13 protein-coding genes are annotated in these 18,722 nt (G+C 39.3%); 5 read left to right on the forward strand and 8 right to left on the reverse strand.

Annotated elements, in window-relative coordinates; genetic code table 11:
• Window positions 1–118: 118 nt before the first annotated feature.
• Complete coding sequence (locus ACO05G_RS08740; protein ID WP_421765602.1) at window positions 119–787, forward strand: DUF4386 domain-containing protein; 669 nt, start codon at window positions 119–121, stop codon at window positions 785–787.
• 14 nt (window positions 788–801) lie between these two features.
• Here ACO05G_RS08740 and ispG read toward each other — a convergent pair whose 3' ends face one another.
• Together ispG and ACO05G_RS08750 are read right to left on the reverse strand one after the other, a co-directional pair.
• Window positions 802–2,748, reverse strand: coding sequence for a (E)-4-hydroxy-3-methylbut-2-enyl-diphosphate synthase (gene ispG, locus ACO05G_RS08745; protein WP_421765603.1), 1,947 nt, complete (start codon window positions 2,746–2,748; stop codon window positions 802–804).
• A complete protein-coding gene (locus tag ACO05G_RS08750) occupies window positions 2,745–3,458 on the reverse strand; it encodes an SDR family oxidoreductase (RefSeq protein ID WP_421765604.1) in 714 nt (237 codons plus the stop codon). The genes ispG and ACO05G_RS08750 overlap by 4 nt, the downstream gene beginning before the upstream one ends.
• A 69-nt stretch (window positions 3,459–3,527) precedes the next feature.
• On the opposite strand from ACO05G_RS08750, the gene ACO05G_RS08755 reads away from it, so the two are divergent.
• The 4 genes from ACO05G_RS08755 to ACO05G_RS08770 all read left to right on the forward strand — a co-directional run bounded on the left by ACO05G_RS08755 (window position 3,528) and on the right by ACO05G_RS08770 (window position 9,989).
• Window positions 3,528–4,271: an ABC transporter permease gene (locus ACO05G_RS08755; protein ID WP_348284400.1), complete on the forward strand. Its 744-nt coding sequence runs from the start codon at window positions 3,528–3,530 to the stop codon at window positions 4,269–4,271.
• Entirely contained in the window at window positions 4,268–5,020 is a 753-nt protein-coding gene (locus ACO05G_RS08760) for an ABC transporter ATP-binding protein (RefSeq protein ID WP_348284401.1), read from the forward strand. Before ACO05G_RS08755 ends, ACO05G_RS08760 begins: the two co-directional genes overlap by 4 nt.
• Window positions 5,021–5,106: 86 nt before the next feature.
• Window positions 5,107–8,958 carry a PKD domain-containing protein gene (locus tag ACO05G_RS08765; protein WP_348284402.1) on the forward strand — a complete coding sequence of 1,284 codons (3,852 nt, stop codon included), beginning with the start codon at window positions 5,107–5,109 and terminating at the stop codon, window positions 8,956–8,958.
• Window positions 8,958–9,989 (forward strand): PorP/SprF family type IX secretion system membrane protein, encoded by a 1,032-nt coding sequence (locus ACO05G_RS08770; protein ID WP_348284403.1) that lies wholly within the window; start codon window positions 8,958–8,960, stop codon window positions 9,987–9,989. The genes ACO05G_RS08765 and ACO05G_RS08770 overlap by 1 nt, the downstream gene beginning before the upstream one ends.
• On the opposite strand, the gene ACO05G_RS08775 is transcribed toward ACO05G_RS08770, so the two are convergent.
• The 6 genes from ACO05G_RS08775 to ACO05G_RS08800 all read right to left on the reverse strand — a co-directional run bounded on the left by ACO05G_RS08775 (window position 9,986) and on the right by ACO05G_RS08800 (window position 18,715).
• Window positions 9,986–13,450, reverse strand: a complete 3,465-nt coding sequence (locus tag ACO05G_RS08775; RefSeq protein WP_421765605.1) for a hypothetical protein — start codon at window positions 13,448–13,450, stop codon at window positions 9,986–9,988. The two genes, ACO05G_RS08770 and ACO05G_RS08775, sit on opposite strands and share 4 nt — an antisense overlap.
• On the reverse strand, window positions 13,368–16,784 hold the full coding sequence (locus ACO05G_RS08780; RefSeq protein ID WP_421765606.1) for an ATP-binding protein: 3,417 nt from the start codon (window positions 16,782–16,784) through the stop codon (window positions 13,368–13,370). The genes ACO05G_RS08775 and ACO05G_RS08780 overlap by 83 nt, the downstream gene beginning before the upstream one ends.
• 39 nt (window positions 16,785–16,823) lie before the next feature.
• A complete protein-coding gene (locus ACO05G_RS08785) occupies window positions 16,824–17,174 on the reverse strand; it encodes a DUF983 domain-containing protein (RefSeq protein WP_348284406.1) in 351 nt (116 codons plus the stop codon).
• Window positions 17,175–17,397: 223 nt separating this feature from the next.
• Window positions 17,398–17,979 (reverse strand): DUF420 domain-containing protein, encoded by a 582-nt coding sequence (locus ACO05G_RS08790; protein WP_421765607.1) that lies wholly within the window; start codon window positions 17,977–17,979, stop codon window positions 17,398–17,400.
• Entirely contained in the window at window positions 17,957–18,268 is a 312-nt protein-coding gene (locus ACO05G_RS08795; RefSeq protein WP_421765608.1) for a hypothetical protein, read from the reverse strand. The genes ACO05G_RS08790 and ACO05G_RS08795 overlap by 23 nt, the downstream gene beginning before the upstream one ends.
• Window positions 18,269–18,385: 117 nt before the next feature.
• Entirely contained in the window at window positions 18,386–18,715 is a 330-nt protein-coding gene (locus tag ACO05G_RS08800; RefSeq protein ID WP_348284409.1) for a cytochrome C oxidase subunit IV family protein, read from the reverse strand.
• Between the last annotated feature and the right edge of the window lie 7 nt (window positions 18,716–18,722).

The following is an 18,722-nucleotide window of genomic DNA, read 5'->3' on the forward strand; positions in this document are numbered from 1 at the left end:
TAAGCACGTCACTTATATTCCCTGGCTTAAGTTCTGAATGTATCCATAAAAAATTGTAAGCTTAAAGCAACTATGCCAGCGTTTTGCTCATCAATACTTTATACTAAAAGCTAATCGGATGAGTATCAACAAAACAGCAAAGATCATTGGAGTTTTATATATCGTTCAAATGGTCGCTGCAGTACTTAGTTACAGTGTCATTCTGGAACCTATCTTATATTCAACCAATTATCTCAACGAGCTCTCTGACAATGAAAATCTGGTAAGGGGTGCAATGCTATTAGATCTACTTTGTGGTGCATCTGTTTTTGCAATTGCAATTTTATTCTTTCCTGTATTGAAACGATTCAGTGAGCGAGTAGCTCTGTGGTATGCTGGTCAACGACTGACTGAACTGGTTGGCTTTATGATTAGTGGAATTTTATTGCTTGGGTTACTAAAAATAGGAAGTGAAATTGGAGATGCTACCATTGCTGAAACATCTAATCTTGAATCCTTAGCGTATTATTTAAGAAATATAAGAGGTAATATTCAAAATATCAGCCTATTGATCTATTGTCTTGGTGCCTGGTCTCTTTATGGTTTATTGTTTTATTCGAGGCTTATTCCAAAATGGATTGCATCATGGGGCTTCCTGGCGGTAACCCTACTATTTATTGAAATCACAGCAAACATCTTTGGCACCTCAGCAGGAGGAATGATGATCATGATGCCATTAGGATTGAACGAAGTTTTTCTTGGAATTTGGCTAATAGTAAAGGGATTCAATCAAAATAGTCAGATCTAAAACTTGAATAATATTTACGCTTCCACGCCTTCCGGCTCTACCCACCGCCCGTGTTCCTTAATCAACTCGATGAGTTGGTCCAGTGCTTGCTCGGAAGGAACACCTCGCTTGATAACCTCCTGCCCTTTGTAAAGTGTGATCTTTCCTTTGCCGGAACCGACATACCCAAAGTCAGCATCTGCCATTTCACCGGGACCATTTACAATGCATCCCATAATACCGATCTTAACACCTTTCAAATGATCAGTTCGCTTACGAATCATGGCGGTGGTTTCCTGTAAATCAAAGAGCGTTCGACCACAAGATGGACATGAGATATATTCCGTTTTTGTAATCCGGGTACGAGCCGCCTGTAGGATTCCGAAGGCCGTATTGTTATACAATTTCAACTGCTCGACTGAAGGAGTTTTCTCAGGTGAAAGCATGATCCCATCCCCAATCCCGTCAATGTATAAAGTACCCGCATCAGTAGAGGCATAGATCATTAATTCGTCTTCAGAAAGATCAGGATATGACTGTTGCAAGACCACAGGTACCTGGATATTTTGATTTAATAGCTCTACTACAAACCTTCGGATACTTGCAATGGCGTGAGCCTGTTCAGAATGCAGTACAAGCACTGAATTGGCACTTTTTTCCACAAAACAAAAGATTGTTTGGTCGTAATGGTCCGTATCAACTAATATGAAGTTTAACTTCTCATTAAGATCTTCAACACTTTGTAAATCAGTTATTAATGGAAACTTATTTACTTGATCACTACAAGATTTCCATACATCATAGTCCATGACCTCTTTCAGACCATTGGGAAGCATAAACTGGATTGGATTTGATCCTGTATAAATGTAGTCTGCCCCTAGATCGTTCATCCCCCACTTGTCTAACTCAGGTAAATAAGAATGACCAATCGACTTCAAATCCTTCAGTTCGATCTTTGACTTTTTAGAAAAATCTGCGATCACCCTCGGCACATTTTCATTACCAAAATTGAGTACTTCACTTGTCGTTCTTCTGTGATACTCAAAGGGGTTAATTGGCCAGCCATTGGCTGGTTCTATTATTTCTTGCTGAGCCTTGAATTGTAGACGATCAACCATGATCTGAGCTACGGGAGCTTCCACCTCAGGCTCCTCTGTTAGTGAGACACGAACCGTATCTCCTAATCCATCTTCAAGCAATGTTCCTATTCCAACAGCAGACTTAATTCGGCCGTCCTCTGCCTCCCCGGCTTCCGTTACTCCCAAATGCAATGGATAAGGTTCAAGACCTTCTTCATCCAGTTTATTAACCAATAATCGATAGGCTTGAACCATCACCTGAGGATTGCTACTTTTCATAGAGATCACCAGGTCTTTATAATCCATCGCTTCACAGATCCGGATAAATTCCAATGCAGATTCTACCATCCCCAGCGGGGTGTCCCCATACCTACTCATAATCCGGTCAGAGAGTGAACCATGATTGGTTCCAATTCGCATAGCAGTCTTATTGGCTTTACAAATTTCAACCAGCGGCGAAAATTTATCTTCGATTCTCCTCAATTCATCTGCATACGCCTGATCCGTATATTCGATCTGCTCAAATTTCTTCTTATCAGCATAGTTGCCGGGATTCACTCGCACCTTCTCAACAATTTTAGCTGCTAATTCTGCTGCATTAGGAGTGAAATGAATGTCCGCAACCAAAGGCACATCACAACCTCGCTTTCGTAACTCATTCTTTATTTCTTCCAGGTTCTGTGCTTCCTTGATGCTCGGAGCGGTGATTCTCACGTATTCACAGCCGGACTCAACCATTCGTAGTACTTGTTCCACTGATCCCATCGTATCCATTGTATCCACGGTGGTCATGGATTGAACTCTTATGGGGTTGTTTCCTCCTAATGGAACATCTCCAATAAAAACTTCTCGCGTTTTTCTTCTTGAATAATCAGTAAGGCTATTACAATACGTATGAATCATATGTCTCCTAGTTGCGGTCTTAATACGATATCTTCTACTACGGTACGCTCACTCAACCGATAAGTCGTATGGATGGTTTCAGCTATATCGGATGGTTTCATAAATCGTTCCTCGGGTAATTCCACCCCATCCCAGCTAGGTGTTCTCACCGCCCCGGCTAATATAGAAGTGACACGGATATCAAACTCCTTCAACTCTTCTCTCAAAGCTTGGGATAACCCATATAATGCAAATTTTGATATGCTGTATGATCCCCCATTAGGATATGCTTTCATACTCGCTACTGAACATAGATTGAATATATGTCCGCTACGATCTTTCTTCATTTGCGGGATAACGCCACGCGAAACATGATAAGCACTATATAAATTAGTATTCATCATTTTTTCAAGAACACCATCTTCTTCTTCATGCACCAAGCCGGGTATAAAAACCCCTGTATTGTTGATCAAAATTTCAACAGGCTGGCCAATCATACGAATAAACTCGATAAAGTCCTTTACTCCCTCCTTTTTAGATAGGTCGGCTGAATAGGTATGAATCAATTGATTGTACTCCTTATGGATCTCTTCACGTAAAACTGTTAGATCATGTTCATTCCTCGCACAAGTAGCTATTGGGAACCCATCTTCGGCAAACCTTTGGATAATCGCTTTCCCAATTCCTTTGGTTCCACCTGTTACTACTACTAATCTCTCTGAATTATTCATTTTAAACTTTTCGGTTATTCCATAAGGTGTTATGTTTGACAAATCTAACACTTGCATCGAACGCAATACATGAAGAGCTTAGGAAAATTCATCATATTCATTGGACAACTATTCGTTCGAAGAGAAGCTTTTGCCACGTATGTGACCCGTGTGGTTGATGAAAGTATTAAGGTAGGATTTAACTCCGTGTTTATTGTGGCTATTGTTTCCGCATTTATCGGGGCGGTTACTACGGTACAAACAGCCTATAATTTGGTCTCTCCACTTATCCCTGACAGTACAATAGCCTGGGTGGTTCGCGACATGACACTCCTCGAACTTGCTCCGACCATTACAGCAATTGTGTATGCAGGAAAGGTAGGATCCAATATCGCGGGTGAGTTAGGTACCATGAGAATAACCGAGCAAATTGATGCTTTGGAAGTGATGGGAATCAATGCAACCTCCTACCTGGTTTTTCCAAAAATATTGGCTTCTGTTCTAATGTTCCCAGTACTTGTAATATTATCGGCTTTTATCTCCATTTACAGTGGATACCTTACATCATTAGCAACAGGGGTCATTTCCGGAACCGATTATCTGATCGGTATCCAAATTGAATTTATTCCGTTCACGGTTGTTTTCGCTATGATTAAAGCAATCGTGTATGGCTTCTTAGTTGCCGCAATTTCTGCTTACCAGGGTTTTTTTACTCGAGGTGGAGCACTAGAAGTTGGCCAATCATCTACAAGTGCTGTCACCAATAGTTGTATCGCAGTGCTAGCTGCAGATTTCCTTTTAGCTTATCTCTTAGCCCCTCTATTAACTGCATGATTGAAGTATCTAACATATCTAAATCATTTAGTGATAAGAAAGTCTTACATGAGATAAATATGCTTTTTGAAAAAGGTAAGACAAATATGATTATTGGCGCCAGTGGTACAGGTAAAAGCGTCCTGCTTAAATGTATTGTTGGATTGATAAAACCTGACAATGGGGATGTCTCTTATGACAATAGAGAGTTTACCAGAGCAGATAAAGAACTACAAACAGAGATACGGAGGGAAATGGGCATGCTTTTTCAGGGAGGTGCATTATTTGACAGCCAGACAGTTGAACAAAATGTCATGTTTCCGCTTGATGTCTTAACGAAGCAATCGCCGGAAGAGAAATTAGAAAGAGTCAACTTTTGTCTGGAAAGAGTGGGCCTTGAGAATGTAAATAAGAAAATGCCCTCTGAAATTTCCGGGGGTATGAAGAAACGTGTAGGTATAGCACGTGCGATTGTAACCAGGCCCAACTACCTTTTTTGTGATGAACCCAACTCAGGCCTTGATCCTCAAACTGCTATCAAAATTGATAACCTAATTAAGGATATAACAGATGAGTACAATATCACCACTGTGGTTGTATCTCATGATATGAATTCAGTATTGGAGATAGGAGACAAAGTAAACTTCATGCATGAGGGGCATGTCTTGTGGAGTGGAACAAAAGATGAAATTGGAGACTCTGATGTAAAAGAGTTAAATCAATTTGTTTTTGCAGGGCGCTTGATGAAAGTCGTAAAAGATAAAATCTAGTAGTCGTACAATAAATTTCTGATTCCAGCTTTATATTGATATTCGAATGATTAAATCATATCTTTGAATAATTATATTCAGTCAATATGATCACCAGGCTTTTAATCACCTTTCTGTTAGCCTTGGTTGGACTGCATGGACACACTCAATGTAGTTTGCTAAGTACCACAATAAGCGTTGACTTCAGCGCAGATGGTACTTGTGCTCCTGTGACAGTGAATACGTTTACAGTCACATATACATTCAACGCACCTCAAAATCCGGCAGATATTGAAATACAATTTATCTGGAACGATCCTGCAAACACAACGGAAACTGTGACAGGTGCTGGGCTTACTGTTTCGAATGGTGACAGAACTTATCAAGCGACAGCCACTCCTTATTCCTATCCAGATACCGGTCCCGAATGCTTTTTTGAAGCACAAGCGTTCATTATAGTTGCCGGGGATATGTGTGAAACTTCAGAACAAACACAAATTGTTCCATCATGGAATTTGGACGATGAAAACGGAGGTGTCATCGCTTTTGACCCGGGTCAATATAATTTATGTGAAAATACAGAATTAGCCAATGTGATTTTCGATGATGCCAGCACCTTCAACTGCAACATCAATGACAACCCTGACAATCCGAATCAAATATCTAGATGGGTGCAATTCGTCTATGGCTCAGATCCAGCACCAGCGGTGGGAAGATTAAGAGATTTAACTTTAGATGATGGAGGTATAGTAACCGTAACTGATAACGCAGGTAATCTCAATACTCCACAAACTCGTGGTACGGGAGCTGTTATGATCACTGCTGGGTATTTTGGACCTGTTGAAGAAGTACCTTTCCCAGCGGATGAACCCATCCATTCAACCTTTCCACTTTCAGCACCAGCCAATGCAGCAAATATTATCGGAACCACTTTTGAAGTCACATTATTCAATTGGAATACATGTAATCCTTACAACGGTGATCCCATTGATCCAAATTATGAAGATGCGGTTTCAGAAACGTTGATTATTGAAATAATACCCCCTCCTAACCCATCATATATTGCAAGAGAAGATGGCCCTGGGGGTGCTACACCAGCAGAATTCTGCATCAATTCAAATATCTACTTTGATAATCAAACAACGGGAGGACCCTATACCTACTTTTGGCAATTTTTTGATGGTCCAGCTGATTCAGATCCTCTTGCTGGCACATCTAATGCTGAAAACCCAACCTTTGCATTTAACAGCGGAGGAGATAAACTCGTACGACTAACTGCCTCAGATGCAAATGCTGATGGAGTTTGTGATGTGGTTTATGAGGATATTGTTACCCTTTCACCAGATGCAGTGGCAAATTTTGACTTTTATGATGCATCTTTCACCTCCATCATTGATCCCAATTATTGTCAAACAGGAACAGATGTTTTTACTGTCGGTTTTAGAGACAATACTGTAGATCAGCCCAATACAGAGTTTAGATTTGAATTTTACGATGAAGGCAATGCACTCATCAGCACTCAGCCAACGGACGGTTCCTTCCTTCCCGATCCGGTGCCTGATTTTACAAGAGACTTCTCTGTAGAATCGTTTACCATAGTAAGATTAGTAGCCAGAAACACTTCAACTCTGTGTGGTAGTGAAGCACAAGATACAGTCTTCGTTTATGGAAGGCCACAGCCGGATTTCAACACAAATGCAGTTTGTGAAGGATCCAGAACTACATTTAGTGCCATTTCAGATCCAATAAGTAGTCTTACTACCCAAGTAAATAATGACGAAGTAAATCTGTACGAATGGGATTTTAGCTATGATGGCACATTCAATGTTGAATTAGTGCAAACAGACAACTCGAACTTTGATTGGTACCTTGATGGGACCAACATAGTTACTGGTGTAGAACCAGGATCATCAATGGCTGGTACGTATACGGTGGCACTACGCATGACAACTGAAAAAGGAGGATGTTCGGATATAATCACTCAAACTGTAACAATTAATGATAATCCTGATGCGCAACTTTCGCACGATGCAACGAGTGACATTTGCCCAAACGAAACAATTATCTTTACCAACAACTCCAGTAATCCCACACTTCCTGGAACCACCTACCAATTAGAAGTTACTCATCCGCCTTCTGGCTTTGTCAGTTCCGTTACATTAACAGACACCAATACTCCATTATCTTTCGATAATCCGGATGACACAACCAGAACTTATCAAGCACAGATCCGCGCTGAAACCACCGAAGGCTGTATTACACTAAGTTCGATTGAGACGTTCAGGGTTTCTCCTAATGAGGAGGCGGCTTTTGATGATCCAACCTATAACTTTTTTAATACGAACTGCTCTCCTTGGAACAGTACCATGATCGTTGATCCAAGTACTCAAGCGCTTGCACCTGATCTTTATCGTTGGACATTGATGGATATTAATGGTGCTATCGCAGGGTACCCAATCGTTAAAAATAGTGGTGACATTGACTTCCATGAGCTTGATTATGAAATACTAAACACATCAGCTACTATCATGAACTATGCAATGGTACTCGAAGTTGAAAAGACTGGTATTTGCATTTCCAATGACACGTTTAACATTCAAATAAGCCCTCAGCCCTCTGCGGCTTTCACAATAAATAGAACAGACGAATGTGATCAGGTAGTGCTAGCATTGGAAGCTACACAGAAGGGCTTATCGAACTATAACTGGAATTTTGATCCTACTCCAAATCAAATGACTGGTGGCGATGATGAAATTCAGGTTTTATATAATCGAGAACCTAATGCAGGGAATGATATCAATTTAGAAATCACCCTTGTTACCACCAATCTGGCGAGTTGTCAAAGTAATCCAGAAATTGTCAACGAGACGGTTGAAAAATTGCGTCCGGCTGCAGTGGTAGATTTCACTCTATCCTCAACCACTCTCCAACTACCTGACAGTACAGTGTCGTTTACAAATAATAGTACTACAGGTACAGGAATCACATATGATTGGGACTTTGGTGATGGTAACACTTTCTCAGGCTTTAATCCCGGCTCGCATAGCTATAATCAGTTTGGAACCTTTGAAATAACACTTGAGCTTACAGATGAATTCTGTACGACAGAATCTTCACAGACAGTTACCGTACTACCCGCCGATCCAATCCTAGACTTTCAAGCAGATACGCTTGAGGGCTGTGCCCCGTTAACTGTTCAGTTTACTAATCTTTCTCAATTCGCTGTTTCTGGCCAATATGTATGGGAGTTTGGTGATGGTAGTATCTCACGATCAGATAATCCTACTCATACCTTTTTTGCTTCAGGTGATTTTACAATTAGACTAAGAGGTGAAAATGTAGTGGGTGAGAATTCGGAAATTGAAAAAGAACAATATATTTCAGTCTACGCACGTCCTTTTGCAGATTTTCTGGTTTCTACTCGCGTCGTGTACATTCCTGATCAGGAAGCTATTTTTAAGAATCTGAGTGAAAATGCAAGCACCTATATATGGGACTTTGGTGATGGAACCACTTCAACCGATGCAGACCCACGACATGCTTACACGGAGGAAGGATTTTATGACATCACTTTAATAGCTACCAATGATTTGGGCTGTGTAGATACCTTATTTAGATCTGCTGAGGTCGAAGCTGTCTCTGGGGGGCAAGTTCAAACGCCTAACGCATTTACACCCAATCTAAATGGACCTACAGGAGGCGTAGTAAATGGCAGCAGTGATCCATCGTCAATCAATGATGTTTTCCTTCCCCGACTAGAGGGTGTGGAACGTTTTAGAATGTTCATTTATAATAAGTGGGGAGAGTTAATCTTTGAGAGCAGTTCCCAAAATAAAGGCTGGGATGGATACTATAAAAGCAAGTTAGCTCCATCTGGTGTATATGTTTACAAGCTCGAAATCCGATATTCAGATGGTAGAGATGATGTCAAAGTCGGAGATGTAACTTTGATTCGCTAGTGAAAAAGTATTGGATACATATCGCTGCTTTTTGCACCATTACTTTCAGTTTTGCTCAGGATGCTCAATATTCTCAGTTCTACTCAAATCCGCTTTATCTCAATCCGGCCTTTGCAGGAACATCAACTGATACAAGAGCTATTTTTATTCATCGAATTCAGTGGCCTACTCTGCCTCAAGCCTTCTCGAACTCAACAGTTTCATTAGACTATAATGCAAGTAACATAAATAGTGGTTTTGGATTGATTTTTACTACTGATCAGCAAGGATCTGCGTCCCTCACAAGTACCACAGGATCATTTATCTATACCTATGAGGCCAATATAAATGACAAAGTTGTCTTCCGACCTGCGTTGAAGTTTGGATATACATTTAGAGATATTGACCGAACTAAACTTGTTCTTGGAGATCAGGTAGATTTTGGAGTAGATGGAACACCATCTCAAGACCCGCAAGTCAATTCAATTCGGCTCAAAAATCATTGGGATATAGGAGCTGGATTTCTCATTTACACGAATAAGTATTGGTTTGGTGTTGGAATAGATCATCTTACTCGTCCTAATCGATCATTACTGGAGGGCAATGACGTCCTACCTATACGATACTCTTTTCATATTGGAAGCAGGTATCCATTACAAAAACTTATACCTATTGGAACGATTGCTCCTACAATTGCTCCTAGCATTCTATATCGTAGGCAGGGTAACTTTCAACAGTTGGATGCGGGTGCATCCGTACACTTACAACCAGTAATTATTGGGCTTTATTATCGAGGGTTGCCATTCATTAGCAATTCAGCAAATCGGATTAATCAAGATGCAATCATTTTACTAACTGGAGTTGAGTATTATAATTTCGAACTGAGCTATAGTTTTGATCTTAATCTATCTAAACTCGACCCTGTAGCTGGTGGTGGTGCACATGAATTTTCTCTCATTTACAATTTCAAGATACCAAGGAGTAAATACAAACCTCCAAAATCTCAGCGTAAGCTAAGTTGTCCTGTATTTGTGAAAAAGCTAAACAATTAGAAAAATGCAGTTACCTGTACACTTCCAGTATGAATCGCGTTGACATCCTCCGATTTTCGACCATTATAGAGTAATGAAATTTGCATTCCTTTAGATAATTTTTGCTGCCAGTTGAGCTGCCAGGTTTGATTAGCCCCTGGTTGCAAAGCATCTAGTAAGAGATAGCCCAAATAGGAAGACGGATCACCGGAAAATTCAATATTTACAATAGAAAATGATCCTCTCAGCGAGCCAGATCCAGCTTTATTCCATGTAATCTCCGCATTATATGTTTTAGTAAGTGCGGCTTCTGATGAGGCCTCTATCAATTCGTTTTGACGACTTTTACGTTCGTAGCTACCAATCAGTCTTAGCACATTTGATGGTTGCCAAATAAGCTGAGGTCTATAGGCATTGGTCACAATTTCGAAATTTCTGGAATCCAAAAAATCGGATCTGTTTAGCAACCTCCCCAATGTGGTGGTAACACGAAAAGTATATTCCGAGCTTACGTCCATTTTTGCATTAGAGATCCACTCGTTCTTTTCTCGAGTCTCAAAGCCCTGAATCAACAACTGCTTGTTGTCTGATGTCTGGTAGGTGAAATCTCCGGCAAAACCCCTACCATTTCTATTGTAGAATAGCGTATATCGCTTACCATTTTTGGCTGAAATCAAATCATCTTCAGAAAGCTTAATCTTAAAAGGATTGAGTCGATCGTCATATTCATTAGAACTGGTTTTAAAATTGATATTTAAATTAACATTTGCAGATAACTTGGAGACAAGTTGTTTTAGACCTCCCTGACTCTTCCAGCTCAAAGGAAATTTAGCATCTATGGTGTGTAGGTAAAAAGTCTGAAATGAAATGATATAATCATCTGTAGGAGTAAAGATTTTAACATAATTTCTTTCGTCTGGATTTATCGCCTCGAAAAATTCATTCAAGTCCTGAACACCGTCATTATTCGTATCCCGCCAGGTGTGCGTCCCTTCACCTGTGGCTACAGGCAGATAAACAAACTCTCGTCGAAGCTCTCTACTATTACCGGTAGCATAAGAGAAATTTGAGCGAATACTTCGATTTAGAAACGATTGAATCCAGTTAATCCTTCCACTAATCACCTCATCCTCACCAACATTAAGTTCTAGTTTGTCTTCTACGTTTCGATAGTTAAAATCAGCTGACACGTTTCCATTTTCACCGGAGTATCCATAGGATACAGTAAGATTTCTGGAAAACAGGTAATCGGTCATTTGCCCATTTACAGGTAATTGATCGCTCCGAAGTTGATATCCTATTCGGTAGGTGGAAGCCGACGAGTCAGTACTTTCCAGATACACCTCATGTGCCTTATAGTGCATAAGTGAGCTTATGATGCTGTCTCCCTCCTGAATCTCATTTTGATCCGAATCAAAAATATAACCGGGAGCAAATTTCCAGCCCCTATAACTAAAATCGGTTCGGGAACGAGTCCATTCCGTTTTTCTATCCTGCTGATCATTGTTCAAGTGGAAATGAGTGGATATTAGTTTGAAATCACCAAGCTCCTGATTAAAGTCCAGGGTTTGTTGCCAACCATCGATGAGATCTGAGCGTTTACGGCGATTTAGGGAAGCGATAAATTTATTTGATTCATTTTTACGTAAGCCCGCTCTTAAAAAAAGTAATAAGTCATCCACACTTTCCTGTCGATTCGGTGTGTGATTCCAATCACGATCAAACAGAATGGGTCTATACCGATCAATGAATGAGAAGTCTGCTTCATCATACTCTAATGATATCGATCCCTCCCACTTATAATTGGTGATAAGAGAAGGTCTCCCTTTAGATTCGAAGGATGAATAGTATCCTCTACTCAGGTTATTTCCATCATCAAGATTTGAGTATAGGTTTTGATCTGTATTTGAAAAGGCAATCTCACTCTGAATAGATTCATATGCTGAAATCTGCACCTTTGATCCAACAGTGATCATTTGCCTGCTATTTGGTAACGGAATTAGCGCTCCCGCCTGATAATTACCCTGTGAGATGCCTCCCTGCGGTGATACCCATTGATAAATACGGCCGTTTGCGCTTGTCTCTAAGAGCACATAGTCACCATTTCCTAAACCTACTTCAGAGAAAGTTGGACTGAACAACTCAGCTGAACGATTTACGGAATACTCAAAAATGGTCTGTGTCACTCCATCTTGATCTACCGTATCTTTTCTAGTATATAGTATTCTATTTTCAGAGAATTGGACGCTATCAAAACTTGTAATGAAAGCCTGATCTTGTTGATCTCCAATGTTTCTCAACTGACCAAGGTCATCTTCATCCAGGCTAATCCCCAAAGTAGAATTTGGATTATCCCTTTCTCGATAGAAATTGGTAAAAAAAGTGATTTTATCGTTAGACAAAGACTGATGAGCAGAAAGGTTTGACCGATTATAAAACTGCTCAGCATACTCATAATCCACTCGGATTATGGTGAACTGAGTTATAATGATATGGTTGTTAAAGGTGATTTCTCCGAGGTTATAATCAATGACATAATCCTGATCAAACCCTCGTCGCATTAGCTTTCCGTCAATAAAAACTTTCTCTGAATTTGCTAATACAATAATAAATCTCTCTCCATTTGGACCTCTTAACTTGTAAGGACCAGTGAGCCCATCAATTGAAGCAACCAGTTCCGAGTTAAATTTCCCTTTGGATAAAGCCCCTGAGACCCTAGACTCATGTTTCCATTTTTGGGAAGCTCCATGATAACTAGCTTGAAGCCCCTGAATATTCTTATAATATCTCAGGAAATAACCTGATTCTTTTGGTTGCTCCAAAACAACGTCACCAGCTGTTACATCAAAATTTTCATTGTATAGCTTGATAAAAACATTATCAAAATCTCTGATCTGCTGTGTATTTCCTTCTGGCTGATATGGCACATTCTGATCTGTAATAACCGCGGAAATATTTAAGTTTTCGTCCAACTTGCCTTCCATTTGCAAATTCAGAGTGGAATTAACAAACAAGCTTTGCCTATTTCCAAAAGAAATACCTCTGGAGATCGCGCCGTATTTTTGAACCCCACCAAAATCAAAGAGTTCTTCTTTCTCAATTAGGGGTCGATCACTTATTGGAATGGTAGGGTTTTGGGAATCATCATACGTTGACAAGCTTCTGCTCTGAATTGGTTGAGTCAATATGTTAGATATCGTACGATAGCAAACTTCTATTGTATTTAGATTAGAACTTACCCGGATTGAATTTGTAGAATCATTCCATGTATATGGTGCACTCACTGAGATAGAACCTGGTTCTATTAAAACAGTATCCAATTGCACAGATTGATTGGTTACAACATCAATGCATTTAAGGTTTTGTGAATGAGCCTGAAGAATGAGAAAATAAACCAGGCTACCTATAAGCAAGCGGCATGGAAATGAAGAAGGTAGTACCACTACCTTCATTCGATTCAAACCATATGTTGCCTCCTGCATTTTCAATTCCTTTTTTAGCTAAGGCTAGCCCTATACCACTCCCTGTTGATTTTGTACTAAAATAGTTCAGGAATATCTTATCCCTTAATTCAAGCGGCACTCCTTTTCCATTATCACTAATGATGAATAATCCTTTACTAGATCTTTCTTCCAGCCTTATTTCTATCTCAGCCGTTTTTCCTTCGACTGACTGGATGGCATTTAATACCAGGTTATTGAGTATCCTTCTAAAAATATCTTTATCCGATTCAATTAAGATTTCTTCCGAAATATCTAATTCAAAAGTGACATCTTCTGTGCTATACAATTCCACCACCTCTCTTACCAGGTTTCCCCAATTAAATACCTGATTGTCTGGTGCTGGCATTTCCGCAAACGCTGAGAACGATTCAGCAATCTGGCTTAATGTATCTACCTGTGTAAGTAAAGACGTCAGAGTTTCATATTCTTTGGATTCAGCTGTATGCTTTCGTAGCATTTGTTGAATCTTAAGCTGCATAGGAGTAAGTGGATTCTTGATTTCATGAGCTACCTGCTTGGCAATCTCTTTCCATGCAGTCTCCTTTTGACTTTTCGCAAGTGCCAGCTTACTATCTTCAAGCTTGACCAGCATTTGGTTGTAATCCTTCACTAATGAGCCAATCTCATCAGTTGATTCGTAATCGATTGGTTTATTTACCTCCTGTAGAGTAATTCTCCTAATCTTGGCAGCAACCATGCGCAAAGGGTGCATCAGGTTATTCAGAACAGCATTACCAAAAACAATAGCCAGAATGAAGATGAAGCCAAATATGGTTATCAAATTCCCAAAAACCTCTATTTGCTGTCGTCTTAGGTGATTCTTTGAGTCAAAAAATGGCATTGCAATAAACCCTGCTACCTGATTATCGATGGTATTGACCACCGCATAGCATACTTTATAATCTAATGCACCTACTGATTCCTCTGCGATGATACTTTGATTCTCTTTCACTACCAGTTCTTCAAAAACCAAAGGGTTGATAAGGTTTCCTAGTAGGTTCAGGTTAAAAATTTCAGGCTGGGAGGTTGCTACTAAATATCCTGATTCATTATAAAAGCTAAGATCCGATTGGATAAACCTGCTTATTTCAGCCAGCCTATATACTCCCTGATCGTCATTGACTTCTTCTATATGATTTGACAGAATCTCCGAAATATATAATGCTTGTTTAATGTAGCTCCGATTGATTTCCTCTCGATACGAGTTATTTAAGGTGTTAAGTAGTGCAAATCCTGTAATAAGTAAAGGAGCAACGAAAGCCATTCCAAGATATAATTGGATCTTGCCTGTAAAATTCAGTTTCAATCCATGCTCAATAATGGAACTGATGACACTAAAGAGTCCGAAAGAAAAGAGCAATAGTAGAAAGAAAAACGAAAAATTTGTAAGTCGATCCCGAGCTTCATATTTGTCTGAAATAATCAATATCGTACGGCCATCATTGGTCTTAATTCCATAATAATGCCTTTCATTTTTTTCTATTCCTCTTGAGTATAGTTGCTCACTTTCAAAATCCTCATGCTGCGGCCATTCACCTTGTCCAAACTTACTTCTATGAAATAGAATATCATCGCCCGCGAATACCGCATAATCAAAATTATTCGACACAGAGAAGTACTTATTATCTGTTAAAAGTGCAGGATAAACACTTGATGGCACTCGCTTCTTGATCTTTAGAATAATTAAACCTACCAAGTCTCCTACGCTGATTTTACAGATGTACTTATAGTTGGTCCCCTCATCAATGAAATAGATGTTTTCATAGTCAGACTGACTCTCAGGAGTTAATAAACTATATTCTCTGGTAAATCGAGTATTTAACTGTAATTGTTGATAATCCTGAAATACAATCTCTAGGTCATACTTATTAAAATAGGGAGTCAAAAATTCACTTCTTATCTGCTCTTCAAGCACGCTCCTACTTCTTTCACTGGCGATCAAAGCAAGGTTTTCATCGGAAGAAAGCTTTGTTATGGTTTGATTCAGATAATACTCTCCAAGTACATCTCGCTTTAACAGCAGGTAGTTGGCAAACTTTCTTTTAGCATCTAAAACTGCACCTTCTTCATACTTGTAAATGCAGAAAGCAAGTACCGATGAGATCCCAAGACTAATGATCAAAATAAAGAGCAGGTTCGCATATGTAAATTCTTTGAATGATTTACCCCATTGGTACCTTATCGAAATGAGTAAAATGCTCACATGAACCACGCTAAATGTAATGGACAAAATATCCAGCATCCCCATAACCAGCGCCGAAAAGAGGGCTCCCATAATCGCCTGTAGAATTAGCCTACTTCTCCTGATAATATTCAACGTGAGGTAAGTGAAATAGAAATACCCAATACTCACCATCAGAATACATGAATACGCTACAGACCTTAAAAGATTGAACTGGATGGATTGACCTACATCTAAGGAGAGTTGCGAGTGACTAATTATGGTCCATGCAACGTGCAATACAAGTCCTGACAAAATCGCATTAATTGCACTTACTATTGCAACCCCATATTTCGATTTTCGAATACTGCTTAAATATTTTGCACTTCCAAGAATGATAAAATTCAGCAAAATGCTGTTAATAAAAAGATCACCAAGTGTGGGATTTACAACAGACGATGTATAGCGAATTGGATCAAAGAGTGAATTTCTAAAAATCAGTTGAAATGCGTCAAATTCAAGCGAAAGATACCTCAGGAGAATGAGTACAAAAGTTGAAAGCCAAAATAGTCGTTTGCTCCTTTGGCTATGACGCCAATATTCAACTAACAAACCACATATCAGGATTATTGTAACAATCGTATCTATTATTCTGCCCGGCATTGCAGAAACTTCGAAGACTAGCGAGTCTTTGATGGTCGATTGTTCAGGATTTACCGAAAGTCCAACAATTTTATGGTAGAGTAAATCACTCAACCCACCATCCAGGTATTGATTGGTTATCGAGTATTGTTCCAATAGCTGATGACAGGAAACATACGTGCATTCACCTTCAGATATCTGTTGAACCAAAAAAACACCTAGCTCATTCGAAATAACTTGAATAGAATCTTTGGATAAATTAGAGACAAACGGACGATTATCGCTCCAATCTTCAAGCCTCCCCTTACAGATGGTTCGCTTTCTAAATTCGCTTTTAGTGGACTTACCGTTTTTCCAATCGATAAGATCCTGTTGCTGAGATTCAACAATTCGATCAAGACTTTTTAGCGCTTGATTATAGTCATACCCTTTCCAATCAATCAGGAAGTGGTTAACCAACAAAGCTGTAACACAGCAGAACAAAAGTGTTACTAAAATCTTCTGATTCACGTTGGTTAATATACAATAATCAGACCGCTAATACCTAGACTAGCTCTTCCAAATGAGGTAAAGAAATACAACCCTTGAGTAGCGAAAGTTAAAAGGAAAGAGAACCAAAGCGGTTACAAGAATCGCTATTAAATAAACCTCTACAGCAGGATCATTGAAAAAATAATAGAGGATAAAAGCTGTAACTAGAAATATGCCAGTAGAAAATCCATAGCTAACATACATAGCTCCATAGAAGTTACCAGGTTCTTTTTCGTATCTAAGATTACAGTTCGGACAATTTTGATGCATGGAAGTCATTTTCTTAATATTCAATGGTCCATGAGTGAAGATTTCTCCTTCCTTGCATCTGGGACATTTAGCCTTGAAGACGTTCGCTAATACTGACACGTTTGGTTGTTTTACTATACTTAAACCATAGGAATATTAATAGAAGTACTACCAAGTAGGGCGTGAAAAAGAGGAACATAATCCCGTTATTTAACCCTTCGGCAACATTCGTTTCTCCGGCGCTTACATTGTTTTTTATTTGTGTTCGGCACATCGCACATTGCGCCCAACCCACAACAGGTGTAGCAAAAGTCAAGAAGATAGCTAGAAACCTAATCATCACTTAAAAATAATAGGGTTTAATCATGAAATAAACAACTACCCCGGTGATAGATACATAAAGCCAAACCGGATAAGTATACTTTACCATTTTTTTATGCCGTTCAATTTGATCTGATAATGCATAGTAGAAAGCAAAAAGCACAAAAGGAACAACAAGAATCGATAGTAAAATATGACTTGCTAGTATAACCAAGTATATGACACGCGAAGTTCCCACCTTGAGTAATTCTGCATCGCTCACCATACCATCATGATTAATATCACCAAACTTGACAGACTCAACACTCGAATGATAGAGCACATATGAAATCAGAAAAAAAACGCCTAAAATCAACGATGCAAACATGAACGAACGGTGAAGCTTCACATTTCCATTCTTTATGGAAACCAGTGCAGAAATCAGTGTCAAAACAGTTAACGAGTTAATTGCAGCATGTACCCCAGGTAAAATCTTAATCCAATCTCCCGCTATAGCAAGTTTTGCAGGAAAGAATATTAAAAATGCTACTACTAACGGAATTAGAATGGAAATCAAATAAATGATCCGTAGGTATACCTTGTTATCTGCTTGTTCCTTTACCATATGATTCCTGAAGAGTCAAAATATCTAGTTCTGTAAGTAAACGGTCTACGCCTTCTCTGTCTAGTGCATATTGACCCCACACTCCTTTTTCATTTACTAGAACTAAATCTGCGTCGGATTGATTGATGCAATCAAAATATTTTTGAGAAGAGTTTATCAGTTTCGCTGATCGTTTATCTACACCATAAATCACACGGTTCATGTAATTGGTCTCCACCATACTTAGAGAATCTCGTCTGGCGAGAATGGTAATCTCTTCATAGTTCTGACAATCCTCAGGGACTGCCACAACATTGTTCAGTGAAAAGTTATTACTTCCGAATAATTGTAGGAAAAGATACCATACTACCGGTATCAGAAATACTACTAGAAAGACGAGTCTTGTTAATCCTTTCTTACCCAATGCTTAATAAAGAGCTTCCAGAATAGCACCCCCTTGATAGATCATGATAAAGATGAAGAATACGACAAATAGCATCGGCAATACAATAGACATCTTCAATGACTTTTTCTCATGACCTAAGTGCATGAACTCTGCTACGATATAGTAAGCCTTCACAATTGTCAATACGATGAATACGATGATTCGAATCCACTTATGCTCGTGAGGCACAGTAAAAGCAATACCAAACTCAACCGCTGTAATTGCGGCAAGGTATAACATCACTTTAATGAAATTCTTAACCTTAGCCTTATTTACCGGCTGTACTTCAACTTGTGGCGTTTGCTGCTCCATTTTTTTG

The sequence above is a fragment of the Ekhidna sp. genome, from assembly GCF_965227465.1.
Lineage (GTDB): Bacteria > Bacteroidota > Bacteroidia > Cytophagales > Cyclobacteriaceae > Ekhidna.

Bases quoted from the DNA above. Each gene is read 5' to 3' on its own strand.
- ACO05G_RS08740 (WP_421765602.1), top strand. From the start codon at position 119: ATGAGTATCAACAAAACAGCAAAGATCATTGGAGTTTTATATATCGTT.
- ispG (WP_421765603.1), bottom strand. From the start codon at position 2,748: ATGATTCATACGTATTGTAATAGCCTTACTGATTATTCAAGAAGAAAA.
- ACO05G_RS08750 (WP_421765604.1), bottom strand. From the start codon at position 3,458: ATGAATAATTCAGAGAGATTAGTAGTAGTAACAGGTGGAACCAAAGGA.
- ACO05G_RS08755 (WP_348284400.1), top strand. From the start codon at position 3,528: ATGAAGAGCTTAGGAAAATTCATCATATTCATTGGACAACTATTCGTT.
- ACO05G_RS08760 (WP_348284401.1), top strand. From the start codon at position 4,268: ATGATTGAAGTATCTAACATATCTAAATCATTTAGTGATAAGAAAGTC.
- ACO05G_RS08765 (WP_348284402.1), top strand. From the start codon at position 5,107: ATGATCACCAGGCTTTTAATCACCTTTCTGTTAGCCTTGGTTGGACTG.
- ACO05G_RS08775 (WP_421765605.1), bottom strand. From the start codon at position 13,450: ATGCAGGAGGCAACATATGGTTTGAATCGAATGAAGGTAGTGGTACTA.
- ACO05G_RS08790 (WP_421765607.1), bottom strand. From the start codon at position 17,979: ATGGTAAAGGAACAAGCAGATAACAAGGTATACCTACGGATCATTTAT.
- ACO05G_RS08800 (WP_348284409.1), bottom strand. From the start codon at position 18,715: ATGGAGCAGCAAACGCCACAAGTTGAAGTACAGCCGGTAAATAAGGCT.